The 19,475-nt window shown below is 73.4% G+C and carries 16 protein-coding genes and 1 pseudogene; 6 read left to right on the top strand and 11 right to left on the bottom strand.

Annotation, left to right across the window (positions count from 1 at the left end):
• The first annotated feature begins 122 nt into the window (after positions 1–122).
• The 4 genes from ABT129_RS35915 (at position 123) to ABT129_RS35900 (ending at position 3,269) form a co-directional block, all read left to right on the top strand.
• Positions 123–788, top strand: a complete 666-nt coding sequence (locus tag ABT129_RS35915) for a TetR/AcrR family transcriptional regulator (protein WP_351910088.1) — start codon at positions 123–125, stop codon at positions 786–788.
• Between the two features lie 203 nt (positions 789–991).
• Entirely contained in the window at positions 992–1,489 is a 498-nt protein-coding gene (locus ABT129_RS35910; RefSeq protein WP_351910104.1) for a SigE family RNA polymerase sigma factor, read from the top strand.
• The gene (locus tag ABT129_RS35905; protein WP_351910086.1) at positions 1,482–1,877 is read left to right on the top strand and encodes a hypothetical protein; all 396 of its coding nucleotides are present in this window, start codon (positions 1,482–1,484) and stop codon (positions 1,875–1,877) included. The genes ABT129_RS35910 and ABT129_RS35905 overlap by 8 nt, the downstream gene beginning before the upstream one ends.
• A 147-nt stretch (positions 1,878–2,024) precedes the next feature.
• On the top strand, positions 2,025–3,269 hold the full coding sequence (locus ABT129_RS35900; protein ID WP_502982020.1) for a mannosyltransferase family protein: 1,245 nt from the start codon (positions 2,025–2,027) through the stop codon (positions 3,267–3,269).
• A 90-nt stretch (positions 3,270–3,359) separates the two neighbouring features.
• On the opposite strand, the gene ABT129_RS35895 is transcribed toward ABT129_RS35900, so the two are convergent.
• The 8 genes from ABT129_RS35895 to ABT129_RS35860 all read right to left on the bottom strand — a co-directional run bounded on the left by ABT129_RS35895 (position 3,360) and on the right by ABT129_RS35860 (position 13,026).
• Complete coding sequence (locus ABT129_RS35895) at positions 3,360–4,046, bottom strand: DsbA family protein (protein ID WP_351910084.1); 687 nt, start codon at positions 4,044–4,046, stop codon at positions 3,360–3,362.
• 35 nt (positions 4,047–4,081) lie between these two features.
• Positions 4,082–6,112, bottom strand: coding sequence for a bifunctional copper resistance protein CopD/cytochrome c oxidase assembly protein (locus ABT129_RS35890; RefSeq protein WP_351910082.1), 2,031 nt, complete (start codon positions 6,110–6,112; stop codon positions 4,082–4,084).
• Positions 6,099–6,749 carry a copper resistance CopC family protein gene (locus ABT129_RS35885; protein ID WP_351910080.1) on the bottom strand — a complete coding sequence of 217 codons (651 nt, stop codon included), beginning with the start codon at positions 6,747–6,749 and terminating at the stop codon, positions 6,099–6,101. The genes ABT129_RS35890 and ABT129_RS35885 overlap by 14 nt, the downstream gene beginning before the upstream one ends.
• A 126-nt stretch (positions 6,750–6,875) precedes the next feature.
• The gene (locus ABT129_RS35880) at positions 6,876–7,547 is read right to left on the bottom strand and encodes a hypothetical protein (RefSeq protein WP_351910078.1); all 672 of its coding nucleotides are present in this window, start codon (positions 7,545–7,547) and stop codon (positions 6,876–6,878) included.
• A 143-nt stretch (positions 7,548–7,690) separates the two neighbouring features.
• The gene (locus ABT129_RS35875; RefSeq protein ID WP_351910076.1) at positions 7,691–10,651 is read right to left on the bottom strand and encodes an NACHT domain-containing protein; all 2,961 of its coding nucleotides are present in this window, start codon (positions 10,649–10,651) and stop codon (positions 7,691–7,693) included.
• 79 nt (positions 10,652–10,730) lie between these two features.
• Positions 10,731–11,096, bottom strand: a complete 366-nt coding sequence (locus ABT129_RS35870) for a hypothetical protein (RefSeq protein ID WP_351910074.1) — start codon at positions 11,094–11,096, stop codon at positions 10,731–10,733.
• A gap of 109 nt (positions 11,097–11,205) precedes the next feature.
• Positions 11,206–12,084 (bottom strand): hypothetical protein, encoded by an 879-nt coding sequence (locus ABT129_RS35865; protein WP_351910072.1) that lies wholly within the window; start codon positions 12,082–12,084, stop codon positions 11,206–11,208.
• A 153-nt stretch (positions 12,085–12,237) separates the two neighbouring features.
• The gene (locus ABT129_RS35860; protein WP_351910070.1) at positions 12,238–13,026 is read right to left on the bottom strand and encodes a crotonase/enoyl-CoA hydratase family protein; all 789 of its coding nucleotides are present in this window, start codon (positions 13,024–13,026) and stop codon (positions 12,238–12,240) included.
• Between the two features lie 150 nt (positions 13,027–13,176).
• Here ABT129_RS35860 and ABT129_RS35855 point away from each other — a divergent pair, with 150 nt between their 5' ends.
• The gene (locus ABT129_RS35855; RefSeq protein ID WP_351910068.1) at positions 13,177–15,063 is read left to right on the top strand and encodes an AMP-dependent synthetase/ligase; all 1,887 of its coding nucleotides are present in this window, start codon (positions 13,177–13,179) and stop codon (positions 15,061–15,063) included.
• A gap of 180 nt (positions 15,064–15,243) precedes the next feature.
• On the opposite strand, the gene ABT129_RS35850 is transcribed toward ABT129_RS35855, so the two are convergent.
• From ABT129_RS35850 to ABT129_RS35840, 3 genes are all read right to left on the bottom strand, one after another.
• Entirely contained in the window at positions 15,244–16,455 is a 1,212-nt protein-coding gene (locus tag ABT129_RS35850) for a PucR-like N-terminal domain-containing protein (protein WP_351910066.1), read from the bottom strand.
• Between the two features lie 215 nt (positions 16,456–16,670).
• Positions 16,671–17,615 carry a hypothetical protein gene (locus tag ABT129_RS35845; protein WP_351910064.1) on the bottom strand — a complete coding sequence of 315 codons (945 nt, stop codon included), beginning with the start codon at positions 17,613–17,615 and terminating at the stop codon, positions 16,671–16,673.
• A 72-nt stretch (positions 17,616–17,687) separates the two neighbouring features.
• The gene (locus ABT129_RS35840) at positions 17,688–19,313 is read right to left on the bottom strand and encodes a DUF6801 domain-containing protein (protein WP_351910062.1); all 1,626 of its coding nucleotides are present in this window, start codon (positions 19,311–19,313) and stop codon (positions 17,688–17,690) included.
• Positions 19,314–19,385: 72 nt separating this feature from the next.
• On the opposite strand from ABT129_RS35840, the pseudogene ABT129_RS35835 reads away from it, so the two are divergent.
• Positions 19,386–19,475 (top strand): annotated as a pseudogene (locus ABT129_RS35835) (GPW/gp25 family protein); the annotation flags it as partial.

The raw sequence follows: 19,475 nt of genomic DNA, 5'->3' as shown, positions 1-19,475 counted from the left end.
TTCAGGGCAGCTCCTGGGCAGAGTGGATTCTTTTACTCGGGCGATTTTTGCGACGGACGTAACTTTAGGCAGGGCCTGATGGTAGGTCAAGTGTAATTTTGCTACGGAGGTAAGATTTCTCCATGAGTAACGAGCTGGGACTCCGCGAGTCCAAGAAGCAGGAGACCAGGCAGCTGATCTCCGACCGCGCGACCAGGCTCTTCATCGAGCAGGGCTTCGAACGGACCACCATCGCCGAGATCGCCACCGCGGCCCGCGTGGCCAAGAAGACGGTGACCAACTACTTCCCCCGCAAGGAGGACCTGGCCCTCGACCACCACGAGGCGTTCACCCAGGGCCTGGCCCGGGCCGTCGCCGAACGCGATCCCGGCGAGGAGCCGCTCGCCGCCCTGGGGCGGACGTTCCGGACCGCCCTGCTCGAACACAGCCCCGTCGTCGGCTTCACCGGTCCCGCGTTCGCCCGCATGGTGGCCGACAGCCCCACCCTCACCGCCCGGCTGCGCGAACTGCACGACCGGCGGGAGGAGGCGCTCGCCGAGGCGCTGACGGCCGCCGCCCCGGACCTCACCCCGGACGCCACCCCCGGCCCCGCCCCGGCCATCGGGCCCCGGGCCGCCGCCGCCCTGATCGCCGCGGCGGACCGTCTGCTGTTCCGCCGCATCCAGGAACTCACCCTGGCCGGCCGCGCCGACGAGCAGATCGAGGCCGTCCTGCTCCCCGAGGCGGATCACCTCCGCGCCCTCCTCGCCGCCGCCCTCGTCGACGACCCCGCGGCCATGGGCTGGTGACCCGCCATCCCGCCCGGCCTCTCCGCGCGGGGCCGGGCGGGATCGGGCGGGATCGGCCGAGGGGCTGAGGCGCACGGCCCCGACGCGTGTTCCCGTGGTGCGGTTCCGTGATGACGATCACCTTTGTTCTCGGAGTCCGGTGTCAACCGGAAGGCCCGCGGCGGGCGTATGCGGGGTGAAGTCGGAAGATCCGGGAGTTGCTGTTGACCGTCGAGGAGTTCGAAGAGTTCTACGCCCAGGCGGCGGCGCGACTCACGGGCCAGTTGTACGTGATGCTCGGCGACCTGCACGAAGCGCAGGACGTCGTGCAGGAGGCCTTCGTCAAGGGCTGGAGCCGCAGGCGCCAGCTGGACCGGGACGGCCAGCCCGAGGCGTGGATCCGCACCGTCGCGTGGCGGCTCGCGGTGAGCCGCTGGCGTTTCCGGCGGCGGACCTCCGAGGCGTGGAAGCGCGGGGGAGCGCCGCCGTCCGTCGAGGGGCCGGGGCCGGACCACCTGGTCCTGGTCGACGCGCTGCGCGAGCTGCCGCCGCAGCAGCGCCGGTCGCTCGCCCTCCACTACCTCTGCGACCTCAGCGTGGAGCAGGTCGCGGGCGAGACCGGACTGGCGACCGGCACCGTCAAGACCCATCTGGCCCGGGGGCGGGCGGCGCTCGCCGGCCGGCTCCAGGACCCGCGTATCGAGGAGGCGCCCGGTGACTGAGCCCCACGACCACGACCCTCTCAGGTCGCTCTTCCAGCAGGCCGCCGCCGACGGGCGGTCGCGGTCGGTGCAGCCGCCCGCGGCCGACATCATCGCCCGGGGCCGGAGCGCCCGGCGGCGCCGCCTCGCGGTGTTCGCCGCGGGAGCCTGCCTGGTCATCGGTGGCGGCAGCGCGGCCCTCGCCACGCTTCTGCCCGGACGGGCGGCCCCCGTCCTGCCCGCCACCACTCCTTCGGTGAGCGGCCCGTCGCCCGTGGGCACGACCAGCCCGCCCCCGTCCTTCGGCCACCCGACCTCGACGAACCCGCCCTTCATCGGCACGACGACGTCCCCGCCGGGTGGCCCGCCCACCTCGGCGTCGAACGGCTCGACGCCGCCCGACGGCTGAGCGTGCCAGGCGGCTGAGGGCTCCGGCCCGGAACAGCGCCCGGCCGCCGCGCCCGTCCCCGCCTCCACCCTTCCCCGCCCCCTGCGACGGGATCGCCCCCTCGACGGGGGGCGATCCCGCGCCCTTCCGCACCCTTGAGAGCCCGAAATGCCCTTTATATCCACTGATGTGGTGGGTGAGGAGACGCGCACGCCCGGCTCCGCGTCCTCCCCGGCCCGTGCCCCCTCCACCGCCCCCACCCTCCTGGACCGGCTCCGGCGATTCCGTCCCGACGCCGCCGATCGTGAGGTGCTGTGGCTCTACCTCCTCACCCGGCTCGCCGTCCTCATCACCGCCTACTGCACCCGCTGGATCTTCCCAGCCGACCCCGAGACCCGTGACCCGGGCCCGGCCCTCGCCGTCTTCGAGCGCTGGGACTGGAGTCACTACCTGCACATCGCCCGCGACGGGTACTTCCCCGACGACCCGGGTGCCTCGCCGGAGCCGTGGGACAACCGCGAGGCCTTCTTCCCCGGCTTCCCGCTGGTCCTGCGCGCCGTCCACACCGTGGTGCCGGACTGGACGGTCGCCGGACTCCTCGTCTCGCTCGTCTCCGGCGCCGTCGCCGTCCTCGCGCTGGCCCGCATCGCCCGCCTCCACCTGCCGCGGGCCGAGGGCGGAGGCCGCACCGTCCTGTTGCTGCTGCTCTCCCCGTGCGCGGTCTTCCTGGCCGTGGGCTACACCGAAGCCCTCTTCCTCGCCTTCGCCCTGCCGGCCTGGCTCGCCGCGCAGCGCCGCGCCTGGCCCCTCGCCGCCGTCCTGACCGCCTGCGCCACCACCGTACGGATCAGCGGTCTCTTCCTCGCCGCCGCGCTCGCCGTCCACTTCGCCCTGACGGCCCGTGACCGCCGCACCTGGCGCCGGCTGCCCTGGCTGACCCTGCCCGCGCTGCCCCCACTGCTCTACACGCTCTACCTGCACGCCCACACCGGTGACTGGATGGCGTGGAAGCACGCGCAGGAACGCGGCTGGTACCGCGACTTCCACACCCCCTGGGACGCCTGGAGCACGACTTGGGAGTCCGCCTTCGGACACGTCCAGACCACGCCGTACGCCGTTCTCTGGCAGGCCGAACTCCTGGCCATGGCTCTCGGCCTGCTCATGGTCGCCCTGCTGGTCCGCGCCCGCCGGTGGCCCGAGGCCTGCTACATCGCGCTGAGCCTCTGGGCGCTGGGGACCTCGTACTGGTACATGTCCGTCCCCCGCGCCACCCTCCTGTGGTGGCCGCTGTGGATCATGCTCGCCGGGTGGACCCTCCGCAGACCGCGCCTCCTGACCGTCCACCTCTGCCTGGTGGCGCCGCTGTCCGTCGTCGTGGCCGTCACCTTCTTCTCCGGCCGCTGGGCGGGCTGACGGCCGGACCCGCCGTACGTCGCGGCCGCGCGCACCGACGCGCCGGGCCGGCCCACCCGGTGACGGGTGGGCCGGCCCGTGGAGCGAGCGTCACAGACGCCGGTCGAGAAGGGCCTTGAAGTCCTCGTAGCCGCGCGGGGACACCTTCTCGCCGTCGACGAAGAAGCTCGGGGTGCCCCGGACACCGAGGCCCATGCCGTCGCGCTGGTCGGCGGAGACGCGCTCAGCGGTGCGCGGGGAGGCCACGTCGGCGTCGTAGCGGGCCATGTCGAGGCCGAGCGCGCGGGCGTAGCCGCGGAAGACGTCGTCCTTGGGCTCCTCGGCCTCGCCCCACTCGGACTGGGTGGTGAAGAGCTTGTCGTGCATCTCCCGGAAGCGCCCCTGCTGCGCGGCGGCCTCGGCGGCGCGGGCCGCGGAGCCGCTGTTGCGGTGACCTGGCAGGGGGAAGTAGCGGGCCACGAACGTGACGCGGTCCCCGTACTCCTTCTTCAACCGGTCCATGACGGGGTGGAAGGCGCCGCACGACTCGCACTCGAAGTCGAGGAACTCGACGACGGTGATCCGGCTCCTCGCCGGGTCGGTGAGGCGGTGGCTGTCGTCCCGGACGACGCGGGCGTCCGTCGCCGCCTCCGGCAGGGCGTCCGCGCCACCGCCCGGGTCGGGGCGGAACAGCAGGAACGATCCGAACGCGACGGCGAGCGCGACCACGAGGACGAGGGCGGCGCCGAGCTGTTTTCCGACGGTCTTCTTGTTCTTCACGTTGTTCGTGTTCTCCACGTTCTTGACGGGTCGGGGGGACAGGAGTCCGGGGGTCAGGAGGGGCGCCGGGTGGTTGCCGTCCGCCGGTCGCGGGCGTGGAGGGCGGCGAGATAGGCGTTGTACGCGGCCAGCGGATCGCCCGCGTCGCCGCGGTCGATCCGACGGTCGACCCGACGGGCCTCGCGGGCGTCGGACCGCACCCACTGGGCGGCGAGGATGATCGTGGTGATCAGTACGGGGATGTCGCCGGTGGCCCAGGCGATGGCGCCCGCGTTGTACTGGTCGTCGGCGAGCGAAGGCCCCCAGGTGCGGCCCACCGCCGTCCACCAGCCCTCGGCCAGCAGGTCGCTGGAGCTCATCAGGGCGATGCTGAACCAGGAGTGGAACGGCATCGTCAGCATCAGCACGAACAGCCGCCCCAGGTGCGGCGGTCTGCGCGGGCCGGGGTCGATCCCGATGATCACCCAGAAGAACAGCAGTCCCACCGCGAGGAAGTGCACCAGCATCGCCATGTGCCCGAGGTGACCGCGCATCAGCGTCTCGAACAGCGGCGTGTAGTAGACCGCGAACGCGGAGCCGATGAACAGCACGCTCGCGACCACCGGGTGCGAGACCACCGTGACGTACCGGCTGTGGAGCAGCCGCACGAGCAGCTCGCGCGGACCGGGCGGGGCGCCCTTCGCCGCGGTGGGCAGGGTCCGCAGGGCGAGCGTCGCGGGCGCGCCGAGCACCAGCAGGATGGGGACGGTCATCGCCAGGACCATGTGCTGGCCCATGTGGACGCCGAACATGACCTTGCCGTAGACGGCCAGCCCGCTCATCGTCGCCAGGACCGTCACCGCGAGCCCCGTGAACCAGGAGACCGTGCGGCCCGCCGGCCAGTGGTCGCCCCGCGCCCGCAGCCGCCGGACGCCGACCGTGTACAGGAGCCCGGCCGCCGCCGTGCCGAACGCGAACAGCGGGTCGAAGTGCCACTGGGTGAGGAGCGGGGTCCACGGGAAGTCGCCGAGCGGCGGAGGCATCGGGAAACCGAGCAACTCCTCGGCCCGCGACGGCACCGGGCCCGCCACCACCGGCGGGGGAGTGCGGGCGAGTCCGACCGCGAGCCCCATGGCCGCGGCCATCAGCAGCAGCTCTCCCACGGCGAGCCGGAGGAACGCGCGGCCCCCGCCCCCGTCGAGAGCGGCCAGGGTCCGGCGCCGGTGCCACAGGCCCGCCAGGCCGAGGAGGGCCAGGGCGGCGGTCTTGGCCAGGAGGAGCCGCCCGTACGCGCTGGAGAACAGGTCGCCCCAGCCCGGCAGCCGGATCGCCGCGCCGATCACCCCGCCGGCGCCGGTGGCCAGCAGCGCCGCACCCGCAAGGGCGCTGAAGCGGCGGGCCGCCACCGGCGCGTCCGGGTGCCCGCGGGCCACCACGACGAGGAGGAAGATCAGGCCGCCGACCCAGACCGAGATCCCGACGAGGTGGACGGCGAGCGACACCACCGCGGAGTCGTGGTCCGCCGAGCCGGCCGCGTGACCGGTGAACGCGGCGGGCAGCAACCCGGCGAGCGCCGCCGACAGCCAGAACCGGGCCCACCCCGCCGACGTCACGCCCGGCCCGAAGGTCGCGAGGAGCGCCGCCGTGCCCGCGGTGAGCGCGGCGGCTGTGCCCCGGGCGTCGGCGGTCACGAAGTCGAGCAGCACGGCGGGTTCGAGGACGTCGGCCACCGGCCGGGCGAAGAGGTCGGACAGCGTGAACACACCGACGGCGGCCGAGGAGACCGCCCAGACGCCCGCCGCGGCCGACGCCCACAGCATCGCCCGATCGTGTGTCGCGGTCAGCCGCCGCGGTCCGGGCAGCAGGACCACGGCCAGGACGAGCGCCCCCACGGTGGCCACCGCCGAGACGTCCGCGACGGTACGGGAGAGCGGCAGCGCCCAGCGGGTGAGCGGGCCCGCGTCCACGATGCCGGGCGCGCCGCCGGTGGCACCGGCTCCGGCCACCACGGCCGCGGTCACCAGCAGCGCGACGGCGGGTGCGGCGACCAGCAGCAGCCGGTGCGGGCGTGGCCCTCCGGCGCCCGCGCGGTCACTGACCGGCATCGTCCGCGCTCCTCCCGCGGCGGCGCACGGTGACCACCATCGCGGCGATCATGACGGGCAGCCCGATGCCGAAACCGATCCCGATGGCCTTCAGGCTGGTCTCCGCCCGCTCTCCGGACGCCACGGCGGTCCGGGAGAGGGACGAGCGGGGGGACGGGGTCGACGACGCCCCGCCGGCCGGGGCCGGGGCGGTGGCCGACGGGCTCGGGGCGGACGGGGTGGCGGCGGCGCTCGTCGCTGCGGGCCGCACGGTGAAGGCCGACGTCCCCGTGACGGGGTGACCGTCGGCGGACACGACCCGGTACCCCACGGTGTAGGCGCCCGCCGCGGGGCCCACGTCCTTGAGCCTCAGCGTGACGGTACGGCCCGACACGGTCGGCGCGCCGTCCCCGAGGGCGGCGCCGCCGGGCCCGGTGACCGCCAGCTGGGCGTACTTCCGGGTCATCGGATCGCTGAAGGTGAGCGTGACCGACCGGGGAAGGGTGCCGACCACGGCGCCGTTCGCCGGATCGGAGCCCTCCAGGCCGGTGTGGGCGGCGGCCTGCGGAGAGGCCACCGCGAAGAGGCCGATGGTGGCCGCGGGGACGAGGAGGGAACGCACCGCCGTACGGGCGGCGCGCGAGGGGATGACGCGCATGGTGGGAAGAGCTCTCTGCAGTCTCCCGGCACCGGACGGCGACGGGAGTGACGGCGTGGTGGACAGCCCGCGCCCGGCACGCCGGCGTCCGCCCGCGTCAGGACGTCGGCCCGCCGGGCCGTGACGTCAGACCGCGAGGCAGAGACCGGTCACGGCCGAAGGCCGGAACGGGCGCGGAGGAAGGGGGACCAGGGCCGGGGGAGCGCGGCCGGGGTGCGGACGCACCAGGGACGCCGGAAGCAGCGGAGCCACGTCGGTGGACGGGCGGCGCCGGGGGGCGCGGGCGGCCGGGACCACCGTCAGGAGGGGCAGCAGAGCGCGCAGGATCCGCCGCGTGGACTCCGCCAGCGGCCGGCCGTGCGCGATCAGGGACTCGGTCGCGCCGAGCAGCCGCGCGGCGAGCAGGACCGTGATCGCGTGGCCCCCCGACAGCACCGAGGACCCGGTTCCGGGCGCGGTGTGCTCGACGAGGGCCGGCAGATGCCCGTCACCGCCCGCGTCGGTGAGCGCCGCGCACGCCCCGGGCACCACGTAACAGAGGTGGTAGGCGACCTGCGCCCCCACGAACGCGGCGAGCACCTGGGCGTCGCTGAGCCGCCGCCGGGTGAGCACCAGGCACAGCGGCAGCGCGACCACGCCCACCAGGGCCAGGACCAGCGGGCGCGGGGTGTGCCCCGGGAGCACGGTGTGTCCGCCCAGCGGCAGCAGCACGCACAGGACCGCCAGTACCCCGGCCCGCACCCCACGCAGCGCACCGGTCCACGGCCGAGCGCCGTGGGAGATGCGGTGGGTGACCATGTCGGTGCCTTCGGACGACGGGACGGACGGTACGGGCGGATGGCGGCGCGAGGGGCCGGATCGCAGCGTACCGGCCCGCCCCCGGCACCCGGACACCGGCTGTCGGGGGCTCGTTGCCGCGGGCGGAGCGCACCGGACCCGGGTCAGGACACCTGCGCGGCGGCCACGCTCCAGATGTCGTGGCCCGCCGACCAGTTCCGCACGAAACCCTGGGCGGCGGGGAGCAGCCGGGGCATGAGCGGGTCGAGGTCTTTCGCACCCTGCGTACGGGCCTTGAGCAGCAGGGCCACGGACAAGGGACGTCTGAAATCCTCCGCGGCGTACCTCTCGTCGAGTATCTCCACGAGCCCCATGCACAGGTACAGCAGACCCGTGAGGGCCCTGCTCTCGCCGCCCTCCCCGCCGCGTTCGGCAGCGGCCGCCCTGTCGTACAGCGCTCGGAACGCCCTGTCGCAGCGGGCGGAGCCGCAGGTGTTCCAGTAGGTGAGGAAGGAGCTGTCCAGGCGGGGTACGTCGAGGTTCACCAGCGTGTCCAAGGGGTTCCCGAGGACGTCGGCCAGGCCGCTCAGGGCGCTCAGGGCGGTGTCGTACCGCTGGACGTCCGGCGGGGCGCCGCCGATGACGTCGAAGATCCAGGCGGCCGGCGACACGGGTCCGAGCCCGTTCGGGACGGGTGCCGTGTCGAGCATGACGGACAGGATGTTCGTGCGCGCCGCGTCCGGCGGACCGGCGGCGAGCCGTGCCTGCGGACCGGCCAGCGTCCGGACCTCCGCCGCACCGGTGTAGAGACAGAGGGCCCACCCGGCGGCGGAGCGCCGCAGGTGGCTCGACGCGATCCCGTGCAGCCCCGGGAGCCGGCCGAGGTGGCCGCGTACGGGATCGGCGTGGACGCTCACCCGCCGCCGCTCGTCCTGGTCCGCGGGCAGGTACTGCACGTTCGCGACGAGCCACGCCAGCGCGAGGCCCCGCGAGGTCCCCACGAGCGACTCCTCGGACAGGGACTCCTCGGCCACCTCCCGGAACGCCGTCCAGGCCGCCTCCGTGCAGGACCCCGAGGGGGACAGGAACTTCCTCAGCTCGTCCGAGCCGCTGGTCAGATAGGTGTCGACGGCGAGGGTGACGAGCAGCCGCATGGTCGCCACGTTGATCTTCAGCACGTCGAGCCAGCGCGCCATGAACTCGACGAGCGTCCGCAGTCCCCTGCCCTCGGCCGTCCGGCCGCGTTCGAGCAGCCGCATCACGACGCGACTGCTCCCGCCGGCCCACTTCTCGTCGGCCAGGTTCATGCAGATCTGCGCGAGGATCTCCCACCGGCCTCCCATCAGCTCGGGCAGCAGGTGATCCGCGAGGAGCTCCGGGGTGCCGCTGTTGCGCGCGAGGTGAAGGGCGGCGAAGTACTCCTGAAGGCTCTGATGGGTGAAACCGAAGATCCCCGACCCGTCCGCCTCCGTGCCCATCTCCGTGAAGATCCACGCACGGCCGCGGCAGAGGTCGACGAGCTCCTCGGCCAGTCGGCGCGCCTCCTCGTGGGCGGGAACCCACTCGTCGGCCATGGCCGACGAGGCGACCAGCCGCACGTCGGCCTCGGGCATGCCGGCCAGCCACCGGGGGTCGGTGATCGACCGGTAGGCCAGGGCGGCGAGCGTGTGCCGCACCGTGTCCAGATCCGTTTCGCCGTCCACCGGGAGGCCCTGGAAGTTGTCCCAGTCGGCCAGGAGCAGTTCCGCGCACTTCCGGTACAGCTGCGCCCGGCTGCGGGGTATGAAGCGGTGCCCCCGGTACAGCACGCAGATGTAGGCCAGCAGAAGCGGATTGCACCGGAGATCCGGGCTGCTCGCGCTCTCCCGCATGAACACGTCCGTCACCCGGCCCGGCGGCTCCGGCAGGCGCGCCCCCACCGAGAACCACTTGAAGACGTACGCGCGGACCTCGCCGTCGTCGAACGGGCGGATGCGGAACTCGTGGAAGGTCGACGGGTTGAGCCGCGCCGAGCTGTATCCCACGATGCGGGAGGTGGCGAGGATGCGGGACAACGGATAGAGACGGCTCGCGGTCTCGATGATCTCGGACGACCGGCGCCGCACGCTCTCCGACTGCACCTCGTCCAGACCGTCGAACAGCAGCAGGGCCGAGCCGTCGAGGAGCATCTCCTCGACCAGGCCCTCCGGCACCTTGATCTGGTACCGGTGGGACAGCTGGCCTTCGATGACCTTGATCAACGAGAAGCCCGAAGCGGTGAAGTCGACCTCGCGCATCACCACGTAGAAGGGGACCGACCGGCCCTGCCGGAAGAGGAGACACGCGGCCAGGGAACTGCTCGTGGACTTCCCGGCCCCGGGGTCGCCCAGCAGTACGGTCCGGTCGACGGTGTCGAGGAACGTGTCGAAGGAGACGTGCCGCTCCGCCTGTCCGTCGACCAGACGCGGTGGGACGAAGATCTTGCTGTAGTGGATGCGGCGGCGGTTGCCGAGGTCCGGCAGCGGTATCTCCTCGTGGAGCGCGAAGGCCCTGCGGTAGCGCTCGGTCCACTCCTCGCGTTCCCCGGCCGTCGGCCGGTCGGGGCGGGCCAGCGACGCGAGGTAGGAGTCGAGGGAGTCGGCCGTGGTCCTCGCCAGGGTGACGTGCGCCCAGTCGACGGCGTCCGTGTCCGGTTCCTGCGCCGCGCGCAGCGCGCCGACCAGCTCCACGCAGCGGCGATGCAGGTGGGAGAAGACCAGTTCCGCGTAGGCGGTCATGGCGGCGGCGTCGGTGTCCGGGAAGCGCTCCCTGAACCGGCCGCGCAGGGCCGGCTTCACCTTCGTCGTGGCCCGCGGACCGTCGCCGGTCAGCTCGATGGCGATCAGATGCTGCGCGATCGCCCTGATCTCCGGGGAGTCGAGGCACCGGAGGACCTCGTCCACGGTCACGTCGCCGGGAGGTACGTCGAGCAGGGCGGCCGAGGGGATGGGGGAAGGAGCGTCGGTGAGGACGGCGAGGTGCGCCAAGACCCTCGAGAGACCTCCTCCGGCCTGCCCCCGCCGGACCAGTTCGCGCTCCACACGGCCGATGAGTCGCCGGGCGGCCGCGCCCGCCAGCCGGCCGTCGATGGCTGCTGTGACGCTCAAGCGTTTCCCCCTGCTGGTCGTGGCTACAGCTGCCGGTCCCCGCTGGTCGTGGCGGCGACCGTGGGTCTCCGCCCCCTGGTCAGAACCCGATCGGGATGCCCAGGAAGCCCGCGACCGCCTGGGCGGAGCCCGTCGCGAGGACCGGGGGCAGGTACGTCCGCGCGCCCTGCCAGACCCGCTGGGCCAGCCCGCGCACGCGCCCCGCGTCGGGCGCCGCAGCGGCCAGCTCCGCCCGCAGCGCCTCGGCGTCGGCCACGACCGCGGCCCGGTCCTCGGCGGAGAGGTCCGTGGTCCGCGCGGCGGCCAGGACCTCGCGGGCGAAGGCGGCGAGCTGCTGGGGGTCGTAACCGAACGTGTTGTGCTGGACGTTGCCCTGACCCAGCTGGGGCGCCCCGCCGTTGACGGTGACGTTCCAGGTGTTCTGGCCGTTGTGCTGCTCGCTCACGTCGTCCTCGCAGTGGTGTGGGTGTGGGTGTGGGTGTGGGTGTGGGTGTGGGTGTGAGGGGCGGGGGCTCCGGGGCCTTCGGCCGCCGTGCGGCGCTCGTGCCCCGGTTTCACAGGAGGCGTTGGACCGCGAGGAGCGCCATCGGGGCGTCCGAGACCATGAGGCTCTCCCGGAGGTCTTCGAGGAGCCTTCGGACCCGGCCGGGCCGTGGATCCTCCCGTCCCGCCTCGCGCTCCAGCGCCTCGGCGTCCTCGACGATCCGGTCCCGGACGGTCTCCGGGACGGTCAACGAGCCGCCGGAGACCAGCCCGTGCAGTTCGCCCGCGAACCTCATCACCTGACCCAGGTCCGGTCCGTGGTTGTGCTGGACGTTGCCCTGGCCGATCTGGGGCGCGCCCCCGTGGACCGAGATGTTCCAGTTCTGCTGGATACCGCCCGGCCGCCGACCGGTCAGATAGCCCCTGACGTCCGTCTTGTCGACCCAGCCGCACTCCCGTCCGCGCGGGGTGAGCGTGATCGCCGCCGGGTGGCCGTCCACCCGCTCGACCGTGATCAGCTTCTCCTCCTCCAGGAACGCGACCGCGGCCGCGATCTCGTCGGGGCTCAGCGCGGTGTCCAGGACCTGCGCGTGCGCCGACTCCCCGAACGTCTCCAACTCCAGCCGGTGTCCGGGGAACACGTCGATGGCCGCGGTGACCAGGCCGTTGACCGCGGCGTCGTACCGCACGATCGGGCGGTCCCGGTCGTGAAGGAGCTTCTCGGCGTGGACGGCACCGGCAGGGGTGACCCTCCAGATCATCTGGTACGCGGCCCCCAGGGGCTGGACGAGTCCCGCCTGCTGAAGGTGTCCGGCCACCACGCGGAGCCGGTGGACGCCCAGCTCTCCCCAGCCGGGCAGCAGGTCGATGGCGGTGTAGTCGACCGGGTTGGCCTCGTTCGCCTGATACATCGTCACGAGCAGCAGGGCCGAGGCCCGTTCCGTCTCCACCGGTCGATCGTAGATCGCCGACCGGCCTTCGGTCCCCCGGACGGCGCAACGGACGCCCGGCCCGCTCCGCGACCCGGCCGGACACCCCCCGGAGCCGCCCTGCCGCCATGGTGCCGTGAGTTCCGGCGAGCTCGGGCGAGCCGCCGGGCCGCGTCAGTCGGCGAAGGACCCGTGCCGTCCCGCGCCCGCGGTGAAGCGCGCGGCTCCCGCCAGGGTCTCGCCCGCCGACAGCGGCACGGTTCCGTGCCGCAGCTCCGCCGCCAGCGCCTCCGCCTCGGACAGTCCGTGCTGCTCCCGGACGGACAGCCGGTCGTGGCGCAGACACAGCTGGGGGAAGGCCGCGATCTCCCGGGCGAGTTCCTCCGCCGCGGCCCGGGCCCGGCCCGGCGGAACGAGGCGGTTGGCGAGGCCCATCGTGTACGCCTCGGCCGCCGGTACCGCCCGGCCGGTGAGGACGAGGTCCATCGCGCGGCTCTCGCCGATCAGCCGGGGGAGCCGTACCGTGCCGCCGTCGATCAGCGGCACCCCCCACCGGCGGCAGAACACCCCGAACACCGCGTCCTCCTCGGCCACGCGCAGATCGCACCAGAGGGCGAGTTCGAGCCCGCCGGCCACGGCGTGGCCCGCGACGGCCGCGATGACCGGCTTGGACAGGGACATGCGGGTCGGGCCCATCGGGCCGTCGCCGTCCGGCTCCACCCGGTTGCCGCGCCCGGTGCCGATCGACGTGAGGTCCGCACCGGCGCAGAAGGTCCCGCCCTCGCCCCACAGCACGGCCACCGAGGCCTCGGGGTCCGCGTCGAACGCCCGGAAGGCGTCCGCCAGTTGCCGGGCCGTCGGCCCGTCCACGGCGTTGCGGACGGCGGGCCGCGACAACACCACGGTCGTCACGGGCCCCTCGCGTTCGACACGGACGGCGGGTGTCGCTGAGTCATCGGTCATGGCCGCATTCTGGCGGGGCGGTGATCCGGGGACCAGATCCTCCCGCCCCCCTTACGCGCCGCCACGATTCGCCCTAGCCTCGCCACACTGCTCGCACGTTACCTGCCGGTCAATGAATCGTTGACGGCCACACCGGGCCCGGAGGCCGCCATGAGTTCGGCGCAGTATCCGCTCGAAAGCCGCCCGCCCTCCCTGGCGCACCTCTTCCTCTCCAGGGTCGAGGCGACGCCCGGGGCGGAGGCCTATCGCCACCCGGTGGCGACGGAGCACGGCGCCCGGGGCGCGAAGGAGTGGCGCTCGCTGACCTGGGCCGAGACCGCGGAGCGCGTCAAGGCGATCGCGGCCGGCCTGCTCACTCTCGGACTGCGGCCCGAGGAGCGGGTGGCCATCTCCTCCTCGACCCGGCTGGAGTGGATCCTCGCCGACCTGGCCGTGATGTGCGCGGGAGCCGCCGCGACCGCCGTCTATCCGAGCACCGACGCCGAGGAGACGGCGTACATCCTCGCCGACTCGGGCAGCCGGGCGATCTTCGTCGAGGACGCGGCCCAGCTGGCCAAGGTGGCCGCCCACACGGATCGGCTGCCCGCGCTCGACCACGCGATCCTCATCGACGCGGAGGCGGACCTGCCCCGGGTCGAGGGGCTCGACGTGCTCACCCTCGCCGACCTGGAGAAGCGCGGCGCGGAGCACCTGCGGGAGCGTCCGGACCTGATCGACACGACGGTCGGGGCCATCGAGCGGGAGCAGCTCGCCACCCTCATCTACACCTCCGGGACGACCGGCCGCCCGAAGGGCGTGCGCCTGGTGCACGACTGCTGGTCCTACCAGGGTGTCGCGCAGGAGGTCAGCGGGCTGCTGCGCCCCGACGACGTGCAGTTCCTCTGGCTGCCGCTGTCCCATGTCTTCGGCAACGCCCTGATCTCCGGTCAGGTGAGGACCGGAAGCGTGATCGCGGTGGACGGACGCGTCGACCGCATCGTCACCAACCTCCCCGCCGTCCGGCCCACCGTGATGGCGTCCGCGCCGCGGATCTTCGAGAAGGTCTACAACGGCATCGCGGCCAGGGCGAGGGCCGAGGGCGGTGCCAGGTACCGGATCTTCCTGTGGGCGGGGCAGGTCGCCCGCGACTACGCGAGGACCGGGCAGGAGAGCCTGGTGGCGACGGGACGGCGCACGGTGCCCCGGTGGCTCACCGTGCAGCACGCCGTCGCCGACCGCCTCGTCTACGGCAGGATCCGGGCGGCCTTCGGCGGCGAGCTGCGCGGCAGCGCCTCGGGCAGCGCGGCGCTCGCCCCGGACATCGGCTACTTCTTCGCCGGCGCCGGGGTGCCCGTCCTGGAGGGCTACGGCCTGACCGAGACCAGCGCCGCCGTGACCGTCAACCCCGCCGAGGACTTCCGGGTGGGCACGGTCGGCCGGCCCCTGCCCGGCACCGAGGTCCGCGTCGCCGAGGACGGGGAGCTGCTCCTGAGGGGCCCGGGGGTCATGCGCGGGTACCACAACCTTCCGGAGCAGACCGCCGAGGTCCTCGACAGCGACGGCTGGTTCCGCACCGGTGACATCGGCGAGGTCGACAAGGACGGCTTCGTCCGGATCACCGACCGGAAGAAGGACCTGTTCAAGACGTCCGGCGGCAAGTACGTGGCCCCCACGGAGATCGAGAGCCGCTTCAAGTCCGTCTGCCCGTACGTGAGCAACATCCTGGTCATCGGCAACGGCCGCAACTACTGCACGGCCCTGATCACGCTCGACGAGGGTGCCGTCATGCCCTGGGCGGCGGACAACGGACTGGGGGGCCGGGGCTACGCCGAGGTCGTCTCCTCACCGCAGGCGCACGCCCTGGTCGACGGCTTCGTCCAGCGCGTCAACGGCGATCTGCAGCGGTGGCAGACCATCAAGAGGTTCTCGGTGCTGCCGCGCGACCTCGACATCGAGCACGGCGAGCTGACCCCGAGCCTCAAGGTGAAGCGGCCCGTCGTGGAGCGCGGGTACGCCGAGGTCATCGAGGCGATGTACGAGGGTGCCCGCGAGGCCTGACGCCCGCCCGTCCGGTACGGGGCCCGTACACGCCCCTCGGGTACGGGGGACCGCACGGGCCCTCGGGTACGGCGGACCGTACGGGAGGGTCCCGGGCGGTGCGTCCGGTACGGCAGGTCCACGGCCGTACCGGACGTCACGCCCATCCCGCCGGGCGGCGGGTGACCCGGGGGTGACCCCTCAGTCCGGCCGCCTCGCCCCGTGCAGGTGGAGCGAGCGCAGGGCCGCTTCGAGGGCGAAGCGGTGGTCGGGATCGAGGAGCCGGGCGCCGAAGTGGTTGTCCAGGTTCCGCAGGCGGTAGCGGACCGTCTGGGCGTGCACGCCCAGCATCTCGCCGACCTGTTCGGCGGGGGCCCGGGTGGAGACGTGGACGCGCAGGGTCTCGATCAGCCGCTCGCGCCGGGTGCCGGACAGGCTGTCGAGCGGGGCGAGTTCACGCGCGGCGAGGTGGGCCGTGAGGGCGGGGTCGGAGAGTAACCATAACGTTGTCAGATGGTCCGCGCAGTGCACGAGGGGCGCGTGCGCCACGACGCCGTCGTCGATGAGCTGGAGGACGCGGCGCGCCCAGCGGATCGAGTGGGCGGCCTGCACCGGCGGCACGGTCAGGCCCACGACGGCGGGGGTGCCGGCCAGGGCCGATTCGAGCATGGTGAGGCGCTCGGGGGTGAGGGGGCCGGGGATGAGCAGGTGCGGGTGGGGGAGGCCGAGGTCCGCGAGGACGTCCCGGTCGAGACCCGCCTGGACGAGCTCGGCGACCGGGGTGCGGAGGGCGACCAGGGTGCACTCGGCGGGGAGTTGCCAGGAGGCCTCCTGGCACAGCTCGTTGATGGTCGCCCGGGGCAGGGGCGGACCGGCGACGACGAGGTGGAGCAGCTGTCTTCGCAGCGTGGCCACGTCGGACACCGCGCGGGACTGGACCATGACGTAGCCCTCGCGGGAGAGGGCTTCGAGCTCTTCGACGTAGGCGAAGAGGGCGTCCGCGAAGGCCAGGATCAGGGTGGGGGAGAGGTTGTACGTGCGCCCGATGCTCTTGGCCCGGCGCAGCGCGATGCGCGCGCCGAGGCGGTAGGCGCCCTGCAGGGTGTCGAGGTCCCGGCCCTCGTAGGCCTCCACCCGGCCGAACTTGCGCAGCAGTTCGTCCCGGAGGGCCGACTGGGTCCCGGGCGCGGCGACCCGCTCCACGAAGGCCGCCAGGGCCTGCTCGACGCCTTGGCGGATCGCGTCGGAGTGGGGTCCGTTGAAGAGATGGGCGTACACGGGGTAGGCCCGCTGTACCTCCACGCCGATCTCCTTGATGAGGCCGGGGATCTCCGGCCTCATCAAGTCGGCGAACTCCCTGGGGAGCGGGTCGAGCGGTTCACCGATGTCCGGTGACGGTGCGATTGCGGGCATGGACCGATCCCTTGTTCTCCTGCGCGACCGGTGGGGGGTGACGGCGCGGCGCCCAGCCTGGCTGGATGGGCGCCGCCGTGGCCGTCAGGCGCGTACCGACGTGGACTGCTGAAGCTAAGACACCTTCTGTGTGCTGTACACAATTTGCGCAAGAGTTTGGCGTCCCGGGAGGGCGTGGGCCACCGAGTCGGCCGGGAATCGTCCCTGAGTGGCTGCTAGTTGACGGCCGAGTGCCAGTTCTGCGCGAACACCTTCCCGGCGTCGGGGGCGGCGAGGCCGGGCGCGTAGAGGCCGGTCAGGTAGGACTGGGTGTTGTTGAGGGTGAGGCTGTTCTTGCCGGCGGGGGAGGGCAGCCCCGTCTTGAGGTTGACCGCGCCGTCGATCAGGCCGAGGAGGCCGAGGCCGCAGCCGCTGGCGCCGGGGACGGCGAAGGTGGTGTCGACCTGGGTGGAGCCCAGCATGTTGAGGCGGCTCATGTCGCCCTCCTCGTTCGCGGAGCCGTCGCCGTTGAAGCGCTCGACGGCGAAGGAGGGCGAGGTGAGGTTGCTCGGGCGCAGGATGATCGGCTTGGCCTTCGTCCCGATGTAGCAGTTGTTGCCGAGGAACGGGTTCTGCAGGCGGACGCGGACCGGGATGTTGACGATCGGCATGTCGGTGAGGACGCCCGCGATCTGGTTGAAGTCCGAGGGGGTGCCGACGGACTCCACGGTCGCGGTGATCTTGTTGAGCTTGGCGTCCGACAGCTGCCGGCAGATGTCGGTGATGAAGGGGATGTCGCTCGGACACATCAGGCCGAGCAGGCCGCCGGGGACGGTGGCGGAGTCGGCGATGATCGAGCCGGCGGCGGGGGCGACGACCGTGCTGGTGCCGTCGGCGTTCTGGATGACGCCGATCTGGAGGTCGCTCTTGCCGGTGATCACGGTGGTCTTGCCCAGCTTGATGGAGCCGCTGGCGGAGAAGGAGGAGACGCACTGCGGCGCCTTGTCGAGACCGTCGGCCGCGAGCATCGCCGGGGCGTCGACGGGGCAGCGGTCGAACGGCGCCCAGGAGCCGTTCGGTTGCGGGCCGGCCGCCGTCGCCGTACCGACGGAGACGAAGGCGCCGAGCGCGGTCAGGGCGGAGAGGGTGGCGAGTCGCGTGCGGGAGGAGACGAGGGGCATGGCGGGGCCTTCCGGTGAGGGGAGCGGGACGGGCGGAGGGGAAGGGACGGGGGTGGGGCCGGGTGCGTCGGCTCAGCGCTCCGGCTTGGGGACCACGTACGGCTGGCGGTCCTCGGTGCACTGACCCTCGGTGGGCACCTCGACGCCCACGGCGCAGGTCTGGCCCTGGATCTGCTTGATGTGGTTGCCGGGGCCCGAGATGGACGCGGTGAGCAGCCGGTCGAGGTTCTCGCCGCCGGCGCCGCAGCCCTTGAAGGCGGGGACGGTCACCTCGCCGGTGAGCGGGCCGCCGCTGGTAAGGACGTAGCCGACGGCGTCGGTGCCGTTGATGAGCTGCCCCTTGCCCAGCAGCACCAGGTGGTTCCCGGGGTACTTGGCGGGGTCGGGCTCGGGCGAGGTGAGCGGCTTCTCCGTGCGGCAGGAGGGGCCCACGTCCAGGCGGGTGCCGTTGACGCGGACGTCGAGGACGCGCAGGACCAGGGGGGCGCGGACGTAGGTCTCCGCGATGTTGTCGGGGAAGGCGAGGGTGACGTCCGAGGAGACGGTCATGGGCCCCGTCTGCTCCAGGATCATCGTCGCCGTGGCCGGCACGAAGTCGAAGGTCAGGAAGGTGGAGGTGAAGGGCGGCGACTGCTTGCGCCCCTGGTAGGAGAGGGCGGCGTCCGAGGTCTGCACCATGTGCAGGGGACCCTCCGGCGGGAAGACGATCTCCGGGCTGCCCTGCTCGATCAGGACGCAGGTCACCGGGATGAGGGAGGCGCCGTTCAGCTTGCGCACGTTGGAGTAGCCGGTGATGTACGCGGTCAGCGAGGTGGAGGTCGGATTCTCCTTGCGGCAGGGCGGTGCGGCCGGCCGGTTCGTCGGGTCGGCGCCCGGCGCGTCCGCGTCGGCCGCCCTCGGGCCCCGGCCCGCCCCGGGGGCGGACCCCGGGTCCTTCGGGCCCGTCCGCGGTCCGCCCCGGGGGGTCTCCCGTTCCGTCGGGGGCGACGGGAGCGAGGGGCCGGAGGAGGGGGCGGGGGCCGAGGGGGTGGAAGAGGTGGGGCCGGTCGACGGCGTGGAGGGCCCGCCGGGAGCGGCGCCGACCGGGACCGTGGCCAGCACCCTGCCGCCCGCCGTCTCCTTGCCGGGGACACAGGTGACGGAGACGGACGGGGGCGTGGTGGCCGTGGAGTCGGCCGTGCTCGGCGCGAGGTCGACGGTGAAGCCCTCGGCGGTGAGGGTCAGTTCGCCGGCGGCGTCCGTTGTCAGGGCCGGCACGTCACCGGTCGTCGTGAGCGTGAGGGGTCCTTCGGCGGGGACGGCCTGGGGCTGCGCGGTTCCGCGCCAGCCCGCCTCCGTGCGCTGCCCGTTCTGGGCGGCCCCGACCGTGAGCAGCGACTCCGCCCGTACGGTGGCGGCCTTGAGCGCGACGAGGTCCGCCACGGCCGCGGCCGGGAGCTCCACGGTCGTGGAGACGTCGGCGGGCCGGATCTCCTCGCCGACGGCCGCCCGTTCGGGGACGGTGGCCTTGATCCGCACCTTCGCCGGCTGTTCTCCGGAGGGCAGGGTGCAGAGGTAGGGCAGTTCGGTGTCGACCTCGTGCGAGCCCAGCGCGACGGCCGCCGCCGGGAGAAGGGGGGCGAGTGCCACGAGTGCGGCGATCGCCGCGCCGCGCGCCTGGGCGCGGGAGGGTCGCAGGGCGGCTCGCTGGCCTCTCATCTGGTGCTCCGCTCGGGTCGTGCGCGCGCGGGCGCGTAGGGGGAAGGGCCCCCGGGGCGCGGGGGCGGGTGTCGGATCACCGTGGACGACGTGGTCGTCGCCTTCGACGCGGTCGAGGACGGCACCCTCTACATCGACGTGCACTACACCCTGCGTTCCACC

Origin of the sequence: Streptomyces sp. NPDC002057 (genome assembly GCF_040296665.1) — a bacterium.
GTDB lineage: Bacteria > Actinomycetota > Actinomycetes > Streptomycetales > Streptomycetaceae > Streptomyces.
Note: the sequence above shows the minus strand (reverse complement) of the source record. Positions and strands in the feature narration are given on the sequence as shown.

Coding starts and splice junctions, on each gene's coding strand:
- ABT129_RS35890 (WP_351910082.1), bottom strand. CDS start 6,112: ATGCCGGTCAGTGACCGCGCGGGCGCCGGAGGGCCACGCCCGCACCGG.
- ABT129_RS35880 (WP_351910078.1), bottom strand. CDS start 7,547: ATGGTCACCCACCGCATCTCCCACGGCGCTCGGCCGTGGACCGGTGCG.
- ABT129_RS35860 (WP_351910070.1), bottom strand. CDS start 13,026: ATGACCGATGACTCAGCGACACCCGCCGTCCGTGTCGAACGCGAGGGG.
- ABT129_RS35885 (WP_351910080.1), bottom strand. CDS start 6,749: ATGCGCGTCATCCCCTCGCGCGCCGCCCGTACGGCGGTGCGTTCCCTC.
- ABT129_RS35855 (WP_351910068.1), top strand. CDS start 13,177: ATGAGTTCGGCGCAGTATCCGCTCGAAAGCCGCCCGCCCTCCCTGGCG.
- ABT129_RS35845 (WP_351910064.1), bottom strand. CDS start 17,615: ATGCCCCTCGTCTCCTCCCGCACGCGACTCGCCACCCTCTCCGCCCTG.
- ABT129_RS35900 (WP_502982020.1), top strand. CDS start 2,025: ATGCCCTTTATATCCACTGATGTGGTGGGTGAGGAGACGCGCACGCCC.
- ABT129_RS35915 (WP_351910088.1), top strand. CDS start 123: ATGAGTAACGAGCTGGGACTCCGCGAGTCCAAGAAGCAGGAGACCAGG.
- ABT129_RS35850 (WP_351910066.1), bottom strand. CDS start 16,455: ATGCCCGCAATCGCACCGTCACCGGACATCGGTGAACCGCTCGACCCG.
- ABT129_RS35840 (WP_351910062.1), bottom strand. CDS start 19,313: ATGAGAGGCCAGCGAGCCGCCCTGCGACCCTCCCGCGCCCAGGCGCGC.